The 14,951-nt window shown below is 70.5% G+C and carries 15 protein-coding genes; 9 read left to right on the forward strand and 6 right to left on the reverse strand.

Going from position 1 to position 14,951, the window contains the following annotated elements; genetic code table 11:
• The first annotated feature begins 79 nt into the window (after positions 1–79).
• Together LZ009_RS16155 and LZ009_RS16160 are read left to right on the forward strand one after the other, a co-directional pair.
• Positions 80–1,198, forward strand: a complete 1,119-nt coding sequence (locus tag LZ009_RS16155) for an ABC transporter substrate-binding protein (RefSeq protein ID WP_275698975.1) — start codon at positions 80–82, stop codon at positions 1,196–1,198.
• A 167-nt stretch (positions 1,199–1,365) separates the two neighbouring features.
• The gene (locus LZ009_RS16160) at positions 1,366–1,782 is read left to right on the forward strand and encodes a hypothetical protein (RefSeq protein WP_275698976.1); all 417 of its coding nucleotides are present in this window, start codon (positions 1,366–1,368) and stop codon (positions 1,780–1,782) included.
• 7 nt (positions 1,783–1,789) lie between these two features.
• Here the strand turns inward: LZ009_RS16160 and LZ009_RS16165 are convergent, their stop codons facing one another.
• The 3 genes from LZ009_RS16165 to LZ009_RS16175 are packed head-to-tail and all read right to left on the reverse strand — an operon-like array spanning position 1,790 to position 4,505.
• Complete coding sequence (locus LZ009_RS16165; RefSeq protein ID WP_275698977.1) at positions 1,790–2,746, reverse strand: LysR family transcriptional regulator; 957 nt, start codon at positions 2,744–2,746, stop codon at positions 1,790–1,792.
• Entirely contained in the window at positions 2,746–3,540 is a 795-nt protein-coding gene (locus LZ009_RS16170; RefSeq protein WP_275698978.1) for an alpha/beta fold hydrolase, read from the reverse strand. The genes LZ009_RS16165 and LZ009_RS16170 overlap by 1 nt, the downstream gene beginning before the upstream one ends.
• Positions 3,537–4,505: a Bug family tripartite tricarboxylate transporter substrate binding protein gene (locus LZ009_RS16175; protein ID WP_275698979.1), complete on the reverse strand. Its 969-nt coding sequence runs from the start codon at positions 4,503–4,505 to the stop codon at positions 3,537–3,539. The genes LZ009_RS16170 and LZ009_RS16175 overlap by 4 nt, the downstream gene beginning before the upstream one ends.
• Before the next feature lie 149 nt (positions 4,506–4,654).
• Between LZ009_RS16175 and LZ009_RS16180 the strand changes: the two genes are divergently transcribed.
• The 5 genes from LZ009_RS16180 to LZ009_RS16200 all read left to right on the forward strand — a co-directional run bounded on the left by LZ009_RS16180 (position 4,655) and on the right by LZ009_RS16200 (position 9,769).
• The gene (locus LZ009_RS16180; RefSeq protein WP_275698980.1) at positions 4,655–5,632 is read left to right on the forward strand and encodes a Bug family tripartite tricarboxylate transporter substrate binding protein; all 978 of its coding nucleotides are present in this window, start codon (positions 4,655–4,657) and stop codon (positions 5,630–5,632) included.
• Positions 5,629–6,708 carry a mandelate racemase/muconate lactonizing enzyme family protein gene (locus LZ009_RS16185; RefSeq protein ID WP_275698981.1) on the forward strand — a complete coding sequence of 360 codons (1,080 nt, stop codon included), beginning with the start codon at positions 5,629–5,631 and terminating at the stop codon, positions 6,706–6,708. Before LZ009_RS16180 ends, LZ009_RS16185 begins: the two co-directional genes overlap by 4 nt.
• Positions 6,705–7,670, forward strand: coding sequence for a Bug family tripartite tricarboxylate transporter substrate binding protein (locus LZ009_RS16190; protein WP_275698982.1), 966 nt, complete (start codon positions 6,705–6,707; stop codon positions 7,668–7,670). The genes LZ009_RS16185 and LZ009_RS16190 overlap by 4 nt, the downstream gene beginning before the upstream one ends.
• 22 nt (positions 7,671–7,692) lie before the next feature.
• Positions 7,693–8,469, forward strand: a complete 777-nt coding sequence (locus tag LZ009_RS16195) for an enoyl-CoA hydratase/isomerase family protein (RefSeq protein WP_275698983.1) — start codon at positions 7,693–7,695, stop codon at positions 8,467–8,469.
• A 70-nt stretch (positions 8,470–8,539) separates the two neighbouring features.
• Positions 8,540–9,769: an acyl-CoA dehydrogenase family protein gene (locus LZ009_RS16200; protein ID WP_275698984.1), complete on the forward strand. Its 1,230-nt coding sequence runs from the start codon at positions 8,540–8,542 to the stop codon at positions 9,767–9,769.
• A 34-nt stretch (positions 9,770–9,803) separates the two neighbouring features.
• On the opposite strand, the gene LZ009_RS16205 is transcribed toward LZ009_RS16200, so the two are convergent.
• Positions 9,804–11,540: a tannase/feruloyl esterase family alpha/beta hydrolase gene (locus LZ009_RS16205; protein WP_275698985.1), complete on the reverse strand. Its 1,737-nt coding sequence runs from the start codon at positions 11,538–11,540 to the stop codon at positions 9,804–9,806.
• Positions 11,541–11,684: 144 nt separating this feature from the next.
• On the opposite strand from LZ009_RS16205, the gene LZ009_RS16210 reads away from it, so the two are divergent.
• Both LZ009_RS16210 and LZ009_RS16215 read left to right on the forward strand, forming a co-directional pair.
• Positions 11,685–12,914: a CaiB/BaiF CoA transferase family protein gene (locus LZ009_RS16210; RefSeq protein WP_275698986.1), complete on the forward strand. Its 1,230-nt coding sequence runs from the start codon at positions 11,685–11,687 to the stop codon at positions 12,912–12,914.
• The gene (locus LZ009_RS16215; RefSeq protein WP_275698987.1) at positions 12,914–13,531 is read left to right on the forward strand and encodes a glutathione S-transferase family protein; all 618 of its coding nucleotides are present in this window, start codon (positions 12,914–12,916) and stop codon (positions 13,529–13,531) included. The genes LZ009_RS16210 and LZ009_RS16215 overlap by 1 nt, the downstream gene beginning before the upstream one ends.
• A 12-nt stretch (positions 13,532–13,543) precedes the next feature.
• On the opposite strand, the gene LZ009_RS16220 is transcribed toward LZ009_RS16215, so the two are convergent.
• Together LZ009_RS16220 and LZ009_RS16225 are read right to left on the reverse strand one after the other, a co-directional pair.
• A complete protein-coding gene (locus tag LZ009_RS16220; RefSeq protein WP_275698988.1) occupies positions 13,544–14,365 on the reverse strand; it encodes an amidohydrolase family protein in 822 nt (273 codons plus the stop codon).
• The gene (locus tag LZ009_RS16225; protein ID WP_275698989.1) at positions 14,362–14,934 is read right to left on the reverse strand and encodes a carboxymuconolactone decarboxylase family protein; all 573 of its coding nucleotides are present in this window, start codon (positions 14,932–14,934) and stop codon (positions 14,362–14,364) included. Before LZ009_RS16225 ends, LZ009_RS16220 begins: the two co-directional genes overlap by 4 nt.
• Positions 14,935–14,951 lie beyond the last annotated feature (17 nt).

Here is a 14,951-nt window from a genome sequence, read left to right on the forward strand (position 1 = left end):
ATCCCCCTCGTTCCGGGGGGGCCGCGCCAAGCCTGCAAATCCTACGGTTGAGTCATCGAACCACAACCTGGAGGCATCGTTGGGACTCTCGAACATTCGCTCCACGCGGCGCGCCCTGCTCTTGGCCGCCACGACGCCGTGGCTGGCCGCCCGCGCCGCCACCGGCGTGCGCATCGGCCAGGTGCTGCCGCTCACCGGCCCGCTCGGCGCCGTCGTGCAACCGATCGCCGAAGGCCAGAAGGCCTTGCTGGCCGGCGTGAACGCGCGCGGCGGCGTCCATGGCGCGCCCATCGAACTCGTCACGCTCGACGACGGCGCGCAGCCGGCCAAGACGGTCGAACACACGCGCACGCTGCTCGACGATCCTTCGCTCTCGGCCTTGTTCGGCTATGCCTTCGTGCCCGGCCTGGCGCAGGCGCTGCCGCTCGCGGATGCGCGCCGCGTGCCCCTGATCGGCGTCTACAACGGCGCCGACAACCTGCGCGGCCAGCCGGGCCTGTACACCACCACGGCGAGCCTGCGCGACGAGGTGACGGCCATGGTGCAGAACCTCGCGACGATCAACACGCGCCACCTCGCCGTGGCCTACCAGGACAACGAGCTGGGGCGCTACATGCTGCCGCAGGTGCAGGCGGTGGCCGACCAGGCGAAGGTGACGATCGCCGCGGCCGTGGCGCTGAAGCCGGACGGCTCCAACGCCGACGCCGCGTGGATGCAGGTCGCGAAGGCGCAGCCGCAGGCCATCCTGCTGCTGGCGGCAGGTGCAGCGGTGCTGGGTTTCATGAAAACGCGCTCGTCCGCCGCGCGAGTTCCGGTCTACGCGCTCTCGCTGGCGGGCACCACCGCGCTGGTGGAGAGCCTGGGACCAGCGGCGCGCGGCATGGCCTTCACGCAAGTGGTGCCCTACCCCATGCGGCAGACCACGCCGCTCACGCGCAACTTCGCGGCCGCGATGGCGGCGGCCCGGCTGGAGCCGACCTATGACCGCATGTGGGGCTACCTCAATGCGAGCATCCTGGTGGAGGTCCTGCGACGCAGCGGGCCGAAGCCCACGCCGGCGGCGGTGACGGCGGCCCTGGACCGCATGAACGACGTGGACATCGGCGGCTACCGCCTCGCCTATGGCGCGCAGCAGCGCCATGGCTCCAGCTTCGTCGAGATCACGATGGTGGACGGCAACGGGAAATACTTACGCTAAAAGGCCACGGGTCGCCGCGTTCGTCACCGCCGGACGCCCGTTCGTCCGCCGCGCGCTACCGCATGGCACCAAGGCGGCGCGAGCGGAACGGCGGCGCTTCCCAGCGGCAGGCGGGCTCGTTACATTCGCGCACACGCGCTGGGAGCCAGCGACGCTGGAGCAGAACAATGAGCAGTCCCAGGGCGAAACCCCGCCCCGGCCCGACATCGACGCCCGGTGTCGAAGTGCTGGAAAAGAACTCCGAAACCGCCTGGGGGCTGTTCCACGCCCTGCAGGAGGAGCAGTCCCGCGCGCCCCCGGGCGAAGTCACGCTGGTCGACGTGCTGGAACTGATCCGGCGCAACAACCGCATCTGCCCCAAGCCCTCGGTCTGGAAGAAGCTGTACGACTATCTTCCGAACAAGACGCCGCAGCTGGTCCCCTTCCCCGGCACCGCCCAGGAATGGACCATGACGCCGCCGCTGCAGAAGCGCGCCCGCCTGCGCCAGCACATCGAATGGGCAGCGGCGCAGGGCGTGCTGAAGCAGGTGCACAAGGCGCTGGCGGCGCTGCCCGAGGAGAAGTGGGACCACATGGCGGGCTGAAGCCCGCTCAGGAACGCCACATCCCCTGCTGCGCCATCTCGCCGACGATGCGCACCAGGTGACCCGCCACCGCCGTCACGGCGCGCGACGGCCCTTTTGCCTTGGAGAAGGCCATCGCCACGGTGCGCTGGAAAGGCGGTTCGACGATGCGCGCGGCCTGCAGCTTGCCCTCCTGGACCTCCTGCCACACCGCGTGCAGCGGCAGCACCGTGTACAGGCCCTCCTGCGCGCTCAGCTGCTTCTGCAGCGGCAATGAGTCGGCCTCGATCACCGGCGCCAGCGCGATGCGCGCTTGGCGCGCGCCCGCGTCGAGGGCCGTGCGCAGCCCATTGGGCGCCCCCGGCAGGATGAAAGGCAGGCCGTCCAGGCGGGCAAAGGGGACTTCCCCGCCACCCGTCACCGCGTCGCCCCGCGGACCGATCAGGTAGCTGTCCACGATGGCCAGGCTCTCCTCGCCTTCCGGCAGGTTCGGCGTGTAGCGGTACAGGATGGCGATGTCGACCCGGGCGTCGGTCAGCCACTCCTCCACCTGGCCGCTGGAGCCCTCCAGCACCTTCAGGTTGACCCCGGGCAGCAGCGAGCGGACTTCGGCAAACAGGCGGCCGGCAAGGATGGTGCCGATCGAAGGCAGGCTGCCCAGCGTGACGGTGCCGACCGGCTCGCGCAGGTCCGCGCGGATCTCCCGTTCCAGCGCCTGGGCGCGTTCCAGCAAATCCTTGACCCGCGGAAACAGGCGCTGCCCCGCGTCCGACAACTCCACGCCGCGGCCGGTGCGGTTGAACAGCCGCGCCCCGCATTCGCGCTCGAGGGCATTGACCTGCCGGCTCAGGAAGGACTGGTTGGTGTTGAGGAACAGCGCCGCCCGCGTCAGGCTGCCCAGTTCCCCGATGGCGACGAACGAGCGCCACTTCTGCAGGTCGGCCGCGATCTGCAGTTCGAATTCGGTGGCCCTGGCTTTGTGCATCAGGCCGGATTATCGAGCCGCCGCACCCAATCGGTGATGGCACGCGCGATGGCTTGCGGCTGTTCCGGCACCAGCGCATGGCCGGCGTTCGCGATCTCGCGCACCGTGACCTTGGCCCCGAGCGCGTCGGCCAGTTCGCCGCGCGTGGCGGGCGGTCGCCAAGGGTCCTGTGCGCCCTGCAGGTCGAGCAGCGGGGCGTTGCAGCGCGAGTACCAGTTCTCCCTGGGCGGCCGCTGGCTCGCTTCGCGGTAGGCCGTCCGCCACTGCGGGTACCAGCCTTGCAGCCAGCTGCGCGCATCGTTGCCCGGCGCGAACATGCAAACGCGCAATGCAGCAAGGCGCTCTTCCTCGGACCGCTGCGGATCGGAAGCGACCGCGAGCGCCTCGGCCATCCCCGCAGGAAACTCGCGCGCGGCCGCACCCAGCACCACGACGCCGCGCACCTGCTGCGGATGGCGCAGGTCGGTGACGCGCGCCACCCAGTGTCCGTAGGCGTGCCCGACCACGACGGCGGGGCCGGGCGCGAGCCGGGCGATCACGGCGGCAACATCATCGGCCAGCGTCTCCAGCGTCATCCCGGCCGGGGGCGGACTGCTGTGGCCCATGCCGCGCGGCTGCGGACGCAGCACCAGGAAGCCCTCGGCGGCCAGCAGTGCGGCCAACGCGTCGAAGTCCTCCGAATCGCGCAGCGACGAAGGCAGCAGCACGAGCGCGGGACCGCCGCCCTCGACGATGACGTCGATGCGGGCCTCGCCGAGCTGCACAAGCTCGCGGCGGCGCGGGGCTGCGCTCATTCGACCTTGGCGCCGGACGCCTTGACGATGCGCGCCCACTTGGGAATCTCGCTGCGGATGAGGGCCGCGAATTCCTCCGGCGTCGAGCTCGCGGGCTCGATGCCCAGCGCGACGAGCTGCCGCTTCATGCCGGCGTCGGCCATCGCCCGGCCCACGGCCGCATGCAGGCCGGCGACGACTTCGCGGGGTGTGCCCGCCGGCGCCAGCACGCCGAGCCAGTTGGAGACCTCATAGCCCGCGAGTCCCGCTTCGGCCAGCGTGGGCACTTGCGGCAAGGCCGCCATCCGCGTGCGCGAGGTGACGGCCAGCGCCCGCACCCGCCCGGACTTGATGTGCTCCTCGTACACCGTGAACGAGTCGAAGGTGGCATCGATGCGGCCGGCCAGCAGGTCGGTCAGCAACGGCGCGCTGCCCTTGTACGGCACGTGCACCATGTCGACGCCGGCCAGGCTCTCGAACAGCGCACCCGACAGATGGCTGGAACTGCCGTTGCCGGCCGAGCCGTAGCTGATCTGGCCCGGCCTGGCCTTGGCCAGTGCCACCAGTTCGGCGACGCTGTTGGCCCTCACCGTGGCCGGGACCACCAGCACGCGAGGCGTGATGTGCGTGAGCGCGATGGGCGCGAAGTCCTTCAACGGGTCGTAGCGCAGCTTCGGATAGAGGGCCGGATTGATCGCCTGCGTTCCCATCGTCGCGAACAGCAGGGTGTAGCCGTCGGGCGGCGCGCGCGCCACGATCTCCGCCGCCAGCGTGCCGCCGGCGCCGCCGCGGTTGTCGATGACGACCTGCTGTCCCAGCTGCTCGCCCAGGTGCTGGGCCAGCCCGCGCGCCATCAGGTCGGCCGCGCCGCCCGCCGGAAAGGGCACCACCAGGCGCAAGGGCCGGTCGGGAAAGGCGGCCCAGGCAGCGAACGGGACCGTGGCGGCCAGCGCCAGCAGGGCGCGGCGGCGCATCCGAATAGGCATGGCTGTCTCCTGGTTTGGTGCCACTCTAGCCCTCCGCGTGTGGCGCGCCTATGCATGGCGCCTGCATAGCAGCCTTGCACGAACGGCACATAGCCGGCGCGCAGCGCGGCTCCTAGACTGCAGGCCAGAACCCAGGAGACAAACCCACCATGCTGCGCACCCGCCGCCTTCTTTCCGCCGCCCTCGCCCTCTGCGCCAGCGGCTCCCTGCTCGCCCCCGCTGCCCATGCCCAGGCTTGGCCCGCCCATCCGATCAAGCTGATCGTTCCGTACGCGGCCGGAGGCCCCACCGACGCCATCGCCCGCCTGCTCGCGACGAAGATGGCCGCGACGCTGGGCCAGCCGGTGGTGGTGGACAACCGCGCCGGCGCCGGCGGCACCATCGGCGTCGATGCCACCGTCAAGGCGGCCGGCGACGGCTACACCTTCGCGCTGGTCGCGCCCGGCCCGCTGGCCGGCATGCCCAACCTGATGAAGGCGCCTTACGGGCTGGACGACATCCAGTACCTGACCCTCGTCGCCAAGATCCCCAGCGTGCTGGTGGTGAACAGCAAGTCGGGCATCGACTCGCTGGAAGCGCTGGTGAAGAAGGCCAAGGCCGAACCCGGCAAGCTGAGCTACAGCTCGGCCGGCCCGGGCACCACGCCGCACATCGGCATGGAAATCTTCAAGGACCAGGCCGGGGTGCACCTGCTGCACGTGCCGTACAAGGGCGCGGCGCCGGCCGTGACCGCGCTGCTGGCCGGCGAAGTGAACGTGACGATGGTCGACCTGCTGCCGGTGCTGCCGCACGTCAACGCCGGCACGCTCAAGGTCCTGGCCGTCGCCGCCACCACCCGCGCCCCGCAGCTGCCGAACACACCGACCACCGCGGAAAAGGGACTGCCCGGCGTGATCATGGAAACGACCTACGGCCTGATCGCCCCCAAGAGCCTGCCGCCTGCGATTGCCGCCAGGCTGCGCGACGCCGCGGTCGCCGCCGTCAATGCGCCCGAGATGAAGCAGCAGTTCCTGGCCCAGGGCGCGCTGCCGGTCACGTCCACCCCGGCCGACTACCAGAAGCTGATGCTGGCCGAATCGGACAAGTGGAAGAACATCATCGGCAAGGCGAAGATCACGCTCGAATGAAGATCGCCGCCGCCACGCTGGCGTCCTGTACGCAGGCGCTGGCCGACCCCCAATGGAAGTTCGCGCGCGCTCAGGTGCCGCGGCTGGAGGGCTGGGCGCTGCGCCTGCGGGACGAGGACGGCCACGAGGGCCTCGGCTACTGCCACGCCATCCCGGCCATCTCCACCCACGGCGCCGGCGCCGAAGCGGGGCTGGCGTTCCTGGCGCCGCGGCTGGTGGGCCGCCCGGTCGACGACGTGGCCGCGGCCATGGAGGAGATCGACGCCACCCTGGCCTACCAGCCGACGGTGAAGGCTGCCATCGACATGGCGCTGCACGACCTGCTGGCGCGCCGCCTCGGCGTGGGCGTGCACGTGCTGCTCGGGGGCAAGCTGCGCGATGCGGTGCCGCTGTCGCGCATCCTGCCGATCAAGGCGCCCGACGAGATGGCGGCCATCGCGGCCCGGCTCGCCGGCGAGGGCTACCGGCAGCTGAAGCTCAAGCTGTCGGGCGACACGGACACCGACGTGCAGCGGGTTGCCGCCGTGCGCGCCGCCGCGGGCGACGCCGTGGCCCTGACGCTGGACCCCAACCAGTCGTACAACGCCAAGCAGATGATGGTCGCCTTCGGCCGCATGGAGCGTTACGGCATCGCCCTGATCGAGCAGCCGGTGCCGGCCGCCGACTTCGCCGGCCTCGCGCTGCTCACGCGGACGCTGCCGGTGGCGATCGAGGCCGACGAGAGCGCGCAGAGCGTGCGCGACGTGTTCCGCCTGGTGACGGAGCGCGCTGCAGATGTGATCAACCTCAAGGTCACCAACCTGGGCGGCATCCGCCGCTTCCTGCAGGCCGTGCGCCTCTGCGAGGCAGGCGAAGTGGCCTGCCGCATGGGTGCGGCTTTCGGGCCGTCCCTGCTGCAGGCAATGAGCCTGCAATGCGCCAGCGTGATCCGCCGCCTGCCGCATGCCTGCGAGCTGTCGGAACACCTGCATCTGCTCGACGACCCTTTCACGCCGCTGCCGGTGCAAGATGGACAACTGCGGCTGCCCGAAGGGCCGGGCTGCGGCGTCACCTACAGGAACCTGGAACCCGCTTGAACAAGAAACTCCGCCACACCGCCGCCCTGCTGCTGGCCGCCTGCGCACTGGGCGCGGCGGCGCAGGACTATCCGAACCGGCCGCTGCGGCTGGTCGTGCCCTTCGCCCCCGGCGGCGGCGCCGACATCGTCGCGCGCGCCGTGGCCGCGCCGCTGGCCAAGCGCCTGGGCCAGCCGGTGGTGGTCGACAACAAACCGGGCGGCGGCGCCACGCTGGGCGCCGACCTCGTCGCCAAGGCGCCGGCCGACGGCTACACGCTGCTGTACACGACGCCGGGACCGCAGATGGCCAATCCCTACCTGATGGCCAAGCTGCCCTACGACCCCGCGCACGACCTGGTGCCCGTCTCCGAGGTGGCGATCGTGCCCAACGTGCTGGTCGTGAACAAGGACCTGCCGGTGCGCAACCTGAAGGAGTTCATCGCCTACGCCAAGGCGCATCCGGGCAAGGTCAATTTCGCCAGCGCCGGCCAGGGCGCGAGCAGCCACCTGGCCGGCGAGCTGTTCAAGCAATCGGCCGGCGTCTTCATCGTCCACATCCCCTACCGCGGCACCGGCCCGGCGCTGACCGACCTGCTGTCGGGGCAGGTGCAGATGGCCATCGACAGCATTGCCGTGTACAAGTCGCACATCGACAGCGGCGCGCTGCGCGCGCTCGGGGTCGCCACCGCGAAACGCTCGCCGCTGCTGCCCAGCGTGCCCGCCATCGCGGAGGCGCTCCCGGGATTCGAGGCGGCGCCGGTCAACTACATCTCGGTGCCGGCGAAGACGCCGCAGGCCGTGATCGACCGCCTGAACCGCGAGATCAATGCGGTGCTGCAGTCGCCCGAGCTGAAGGAGCAGCTGGCCGCCGGCGGCGTGCTGCCCCAGGGCAGCAGCCAGGCCGAGATGGCCGCCCTGATTCGCAGCGAGGCGGCCAAGTGGAAGAAAGTGATCGAAGTCTCCGGCGCGAAGCTGGACTGAAGACCAGGAAGAGGACCCTGCCATGAACGACCTGACCCAGCTCGAAGTGAGCATCGCAGACTTCGTCGCCACGCTGACGATGAACGCGCCGCCCGTCAATGCGCTGACCCGCACCCTCAACGACGAATTGACGCTGGCGCTGGACCGCATCAGCGAAATGGACGACGTGCGCGCGGTAGTGCTCACCGGCGCCGGCAAGGTGTTCTGCGCCGGCGCCGACCTGAAGGGCCGCGCCGAGGTCATCAAGGGCCCGGGCGACCTGCCGGCCCATTCGCGCCGCACCCGCGAGTGCTTCCACGCCATCCGCGAATGCGCGAAGCCGGTGGTGGTGGCGATCAACGGTGCCGCGCTCGGTTCCGGCCTGGCGATGGTGGCGTCCAGCGACATCCTTGTCGCCTCCGAGAAGGCATCGCTCGGCATGCCGGAGGTGGACGTCGGCTTGCTGGGCGGCGGCCGCCATGCGATGCGCCTGTTCAGCCACTCGCGGCTGCGGCGCATGGCCCTGACCGGCATGCGCGTCCCCGGTGCCGAGCTGTACCGCCTGGGCGTGGTGGAAGCCTGCGTCGCGCCGGAGGAACTGATGCCCACCGCCCTGGAGATCGCGCGCACCATCGCCGCCAAGAGCCCCATTGCCACGCGCATGTTCAAGCACACGCTCAACACCATCGAGGACATGAGCCTGCGCGACGGCTACCGCTACGAGCAGGACATGACGGCGCAGATCGGCAAGACCGAGGACGCCCGCGAAGCGCAGCGCGCCTTCGCCGAGAAGCGGGCCCCGGTCTTCACCGGGCGCTGAGCTGTCGCTCGGGTGATCGACAAGGCCCGCGGGAGCGGGTCCAATGGCTTCGTCGTCCCCAGGAGAGCCCATGTTCGCCGAACCGTCCCCCAAGTCCGCGGAGCTGCTGCAGCGCCTGCGCGCCTTCTACGACCAGCACATCTACCCGAACGAGGAGCGCTACCACCGCGAGACGGACGAATTCCGGCGCCAGGGCAACCCCTGGCAGGTGGTTCCCGTCATCGAGGAACTGAAGCCGAAAGCACGCGCGGCCGGCCTGTGGAACATGTTCCTGCCGCACCCGTACCAGGGTAACGGCGGCGTCTCCAACCTCGACTACGCGCCGCTGTGCGAAGTGATGGGCCGCGTGTCCTGGTCGGGCGAGGTCTTCAACTGCTCGGCGCCCGACACCGGCAACATGGAAACGCTGGAGCGCTACGGAACCGAGGCGCACAAGGAGCAGTGGCTCAAGCCCCTGCTGGCCGGCGAGATCCGTTCGGCCTTCCTGATGACGGAGCCCGCGGTGGCGTCGTCCGACGCCACCAACATCCAGTGCTCGATCCGCCGCGACGGCGACCACTACGTGATCAACGGCCGCAAGTGGTTCTCCTCGGGCGCCGGCAGCCCGCGCTGCAAGATCTTCATCGTGATGGGCAAGACCGACCCCGATGCGCCGCGCCACGCGCAGCAGTCGATGGTGCTGGTCCCGCGCGACACGCCGGGCGTCACGGTACTGCGGCACCTGTCGGTGTTCGGCTACGACGACGCGCCGCACGGCCACATGGAAGTCGCGCTGGAGAACGTGCGCGTGCCGGTGGAAAACATCCTGCTGGGCGAAGGCCGCGGCTTCGAGATCGCGCAGGGCCGCCTCGGCCCCGGGCGCATCCACCACTGCATGCGTTCCATCGGCGCCGCCGAGCGCGCGCTGGAGCTGATGTGCGACCGCCTGCAGAAGCGCATCGCCTTCGGCAAGCCGCTGGCCGAACAGTCGGTCTGGCACGAGCGCATCGCCGAGTCGCGCTGCATGATCGACCAGGCCCGCCTGCTGACGATGAACGCGGCGTGGAAGATGGACACCGTGGGCAACAAGGTCGCGCGCGCCGAGATCGCGATGATCAAGGTGGTCGCGCCCAACATGTCGTGCAAGGTCGTGGACTGGGCCATCCAGGCCCACGGCGGCGGCGGGGTCAGCCAGGACTTCTGGCTGGCCGAGGCCTATGCCCACCAGCGCACCGTGCGGCTGGTGGACGGCCCCGACGAAGTGCACCGCAACGCCATCGCCAAGCTGGAGCTGGCAAAGGCCAAGGCCAAGGCGCTGTGAGAGGAGCCGGCCCGCAAGGCCGGCCCCGCATCCCTCAGTCGACCGTGCAGCGGTAGCTCGCCGCCAGCTTCGCGTCGCCCGCGACGTAGCGCGGATAGGCCGGGTAGCGGCACATCGGGCGCGTCGCGCTCACGGTGTACGGCGGCAGCGCCTGCTTGGCACTCACCTCCGGCGCGTCCGGGGGCACGGCGTTCTTCTCCACCCAGTCGGTCGACAGCCGGATCAGGTCCACGTACTGCGGTTCCGGCGTGCGGGCCGGCAGGCTCTGGACGCCGCCGTTGTGGTCGCCGTTGGGCAGCATGTAGAAGCGCACGTGGCTGTCGACGTCCTTCTGGCCGAAGCGGCCGACCAGCGTGTCGTACCAGCGCATGACCGTGTGCGGGTTCGACGAATAGTCGGAACCCTGCGCCTTGATGATGAGGCGGCCGCCGCGCGCGAAGAAGCGGCTGAGGTCGGTGTTGGTCGAATCGATGAGCGCCGACGCGTCGACGATGCGGTCCTTGAACGCGGCCACCGAGAAGTTCACCAGGTTGAAGGCCGGGTCCTTGAGGATGCCGTAGCTCACGGTCGCGCCCGGCTGCCCCAGCGCCGGCTGCGCGGCCTGCGAAGGTTGCGGCGAGATGTTCAGCCAGCCGCCCTCGGATTCGCGGCCCGCTTCGTAGCCCGGGAATTCGGTCCAGCCGTTGGCCAGCGCGAAGCCGAAGCGGGTGGGCGCGTGCATCTGGTTCAGCGTGGCGATCTGGCTGTCCGACACGCAACTGTTGCCGGTGTCGGAGCCGCCGGCGCAACGGATGGCCGCGAAGGGCTGCGCCACCTTCTGCGGGTCGAAGCGCGCGGCGCAAGCCAGGTAGTTGCCGATGACGCCGTCGGTGAGGCCGTCCAGGCTGTCGCACTGGCGCAGCACTTCGGCGCCGATGGCGGCCTGCTTGGCCGGTGGGATCCAGCCCGCGCCGGACTGCACCGTGGCCAGCAGCGTCTTGTGCACCACGTGCGCCGTGTAGCCGATCAAGGGCGAGGTCGCGACCACGCCGTCGTAGTCCTCCGGATAGCGCTGCGCCACTTCCATGGCTTCGCGGCCGCCTTGCGACTGGCCCATGAAGTAGCTGACGCGCGGCCGCGATGCGTAGAGCGCCTGGATGATCGCGAAGGCGGCGTCGTGCGTCTTCTTCAGGCCCGCGTGCGCGAAGTTGACCCAGGCTTCCTGGTTGAGGGCCCACGTCGCGGTGTTGCCCGGATCCTGGTGGCCGGAATCGCCCCCGAACATCGCATAGCCGCTGGAAAGGGGATAAGGCGCGTCCGGCGGAAAGGCGCCGGAGATCGGCGAGCCCGACGTGCCCACCGCCGCCAGGTTGGCCGGGATGGACCCGTCGAGGCCGCCGCCGCCGACCTGGATGGTCTTCTGGTTCCACTGGGTGGGCACATTGAGCTGGAACTTGATCGGCGGCGCGGCCGGATCCACCGGCCGGATCGAGCCGAGGATGCGGCAGTATTCCGGCAGCGCGCGCGTGACGCTGGTGGCACCCACCTGTTCCGGCGCGGCGGCCACGACGCTGGCCGCGTCGATCGAAACGCCGCTGGTCGGCAGCGCGATCGCCGAAGCCGGCAGCGCGGTCCCGGCCAACGACGTGCAGGAAGTGGTCGGTGTCTTCATCGCGAGCGCGCTGGTGTCGACGAACGCGGGCTGGTCGATGCCCGCGCTCGCGCCGCCGCAGCCGCTGGCGGCCAGTGCAAGAAGGGCCGCCGCGGCCAGCGCCATCTGCTTCATCGTCATGCTGTCTCCTGGGTAGTGGAGCTGCGAATCTAGGAGCGCGGCGTCGTCCGGCCTAGGCGGGTTCCGTCAAGGCTGCTATGCAGGCGGCCCGCCTAGGCGGACGCGGCCGCGAGTCCGAGAATGCAGGGCATCCAGGAGATTCCCATGAGCACCGCCGCCGGCCCGCTGTCCCACGTCAAGGTCCTCGACCTGAGCCGCATCCTCGCGGCGCCCTGGGCCGGCCAGATCCTGGCCGACCTGGGCGCCGAGGTCATCAAGGTCGAGAGGCCGGGCGCCGGCGACGACACGCGCACCTGGGGCCCGCCCTTCCTGAAAGACGCCGAGGGCCGCGACACCAAGGAAGCCGGCTACTACCTCGCGGTGAACCGCGGCAAGCGTTCCATCACGGTGAGCCTGGAAAAGCCCGAGGGCCAGAAGATCGTGCGCGAGCTGGCCGCGCGCGCCGACATCGTGCTGGAGAACTACAAGGCCGGCACGCTGGCGCGCTACGGCCTGGACGAGGCCGCGCTGCGCAAGGTGAATCCGCGCCTCATCTACTGCTCGGTCACCGGCTTCGGCCAGACCGGACCACGCCGCGACCAGCCGGCCTACGACTTCCTGATCCAGGCCATGGGCGGCCTGATGAGCGTGACCGGCGAGAAGGACGGCAAGCCGGGCGGCGGTCCGCAGAAAGTGGGCGTGCCCATCGTCGACCTGATGACGGGCATGTACACGGCCGTCTCGGTGCTGGCCGCGCTGGCGCGCCGCAACGAGACCGGCGTCGGCGGCAACATCGACATCGCCATGCTCGACGTGCAGGTGGCCACGCTGGCCAACCAGGCGATGAACTACCTGGTCTCGGGCAAGGTGCCGCGACGCAACGGCAACGCGCATCCCAACATCCAGCCGCAGGACGTGTATTCCTGCGCCGATGGCGACGTGATCCTCGTCGTGGGCAACGACGGCCAGTTCGCGCGCCTGTGCCAGGTGTTCGCCAAGCAGGAGTGGGCCACCGACCCACGCTTCGCCACCAACGCCCAGCGCGTGCGCAACATCGGCGAGCTGTCGGCGCTGCTGCGCGACGAGTTCGCCGAATGGGAGCGCGAGAAGCTGATCGCCGCGCTCGACACGGCGGGAGTGCCCTGCGGCCCGATCAACACCGTGGCGGACGTGTTCAAGGAGCCGCAGGTGAAGGCGCGCGAGATGCTGCGCCACGTGCCCCATCCCGCCGGCGTGGACGTGCCGCTGGTGGCAAGCCCGATCCGCTTCGAGGGCGAAGCCTTGCCGATCCGCTCGGCCCCGCCGCTGCTGGGCGAGCACAGCGCCGCCATCCTGGCGGAACTCGGCTACGCCGGCGCCGACATCGAGGCCCTGCGCCAGGCGGAGGTGATCTGATGGCCGGCCCGCTGATCCTGCACTGGTCGCCCAAGTCGCCTTACGTGCGCAAGGTGATGATCTGCGCCCACGAGCTCGGCCTGATTCCGCGCCTGGAGCTGGTCCGCTCGGTCGCGGCGATGCTCAAGCCGAACCCGGCCATCATGGCCGTCAACCCGCTGTCGAAGATCCCGACGCTGGTGCGCGAGGACGGCAGCACGCTGTTCGACTCGGTGGTGATCTGCGAGTACCTCAACGACCTGGCCGGCGGGCCGCTGTTCCCGGCGCAGGGCGAAGCGCGCTGGCAGGCGCTGCGCTGGCACGCCTTCGGCGACGGCCTGCTGGATGCGCTGATCCTGTGGCGCAACGAGCGCGAGCGGGTCACGCCGCTGCAGCCGCTGCTGGACGCGTTCGAGCTGAAGGCGCGGGCGTCCTTGAAGGAGCTGGATGCGGAAGCGCAAGCGCTGGCGCAAGCGCCGTTCACCATTGGGTCGCTCACCGTCGCCTGCGCACTCGGCTACCTGGACTACCGCTTCGATGCCTTCGGCTGGCGCGCACAGGCCCCGCGGCTGGCGGCCTGGTTCGCGGGCGTGAGCACCCGGCCCTCGCTGCAGGCCACGGCCCCCGTCGACGGCTAGCGCTGCCGCGGGTCAGCGGTACAGCTGTTCCGCATTGGTACCCAGCACCTGCCGCACGACGGCATCGCTGCCGGACCAGTCCATGAACATGTCCAGCAGTTGCACCGTGTCCGGCGCCGGGGCCACGCGCAGGTGCGGCCAGTCGCTGCCCCACACCAGGCGCTCGGGGTTCGCGGCCACCAGTGCCTGCTGGAACGGGCGACCCGCTTCCCAGTCGCTTTCCTGCAGCAGGTTGCGGTAGGCGCACAGCTTCACCCACACCCGGCCAGACTCGAGCAGCGCCAGCAAGGTGCGAAAGCCCGGGTCGTCCACGCCCGCCTGCACGTCGAAGCCGCCCATGTGGTCGATGACGACCGGGACCGGCAGCGAGCGAATCTGCTGCGCGATCGCCGGCAGCGCGCGGCAATCGGTCCAGAGCTCGGCATGCAGTCCCGCATCGGCGAGCTGCGGGGCGAGCGCGCGCAGGTCCTCGAAGGACGCGCTGCCGGCGAAATTGGCGCCGGCGCCGCTGCGATGGCTGAAGCGCGCACCGCGCACGCCTTGCGCGCGCAAGCCCGCCAGGGGCAACGCGCTGCCGGGCCGCACCACCACCACGCCGCGCAGCGTGTCCTGCGCAGCCAGCGCGTGCAGCAGCAGCGAATGATCGTCGCCGTAGGCGCTCGGGTGGACCAGCACGCCGTGGGTGAGGCCCAGGCGCCGCAGCAGCGCCATGTACTGCGGCTCCATCGCCTCCGGCGGCGTGTAGCTGCGCTCGGCCGCCAGCGGGAAGCGTTCGTAGGGACCGAACAGGTGGGCGTGGCAGTCCCAGCCGCCCGACACGTTGGCTTCGCTCATGCCAGCTCGCCCTGCTGCGGCAGTGCGAAGGCCGGCCGAACGCCCTCGGGCAGCGGGATCTCGTGGCAGTTCAAGGTCATGGCGACCATCGTGTAGTAGCCGATGAGGGCGGTCAGTTCCACCACGGTGCGTTCGCCGAAGCGCGCGAGCGCCGCGGCATAGGTGGCGTCGGAAACGGACTTGTGGCGATTGAGTTCGACGGCATAGCGCCAGACCAGCGCGTCGTCCGCCGTGAGGCCGGGCGGCTCGACCTGCGCCAGCAGCGCATCGAGGATCGCGGGCTCTATGCCTGCCTTCTCGCCCTCGATGCGGTGCGCATACCACTCGAAGGGCGAGTTGCAGGCGCGGCCGGTCACGAGGATGGCGATCTCCGACAGGCGCGGCGGCAGCGAGGTGCCATAGCGCAGCAAGGCGCCCAGCGCCTGCCACTTGTCGGCCAGCTCGGCGTTGTGCAGCACCGCGCGCAGCGGCCCCTGGATCTTGCCGCGCGGGCCGGAGACGATCTTGTCGTAGACCGCCTTCTGGGCGGCGTCCATCTGGCCGGGGGATGGCAAGGTGATGCGGGGCATGGATCCATCATAGGCAG

Source organism: Ramlibacter paludis (assembly GCF_022012305.1).
Lineage (GTDB): Bacteria > Pseudomonadota > Gammaproteobacteria > Burkholderiales > Burkholderiaceae_C > Ramlibacter > Ramlibacter paludis.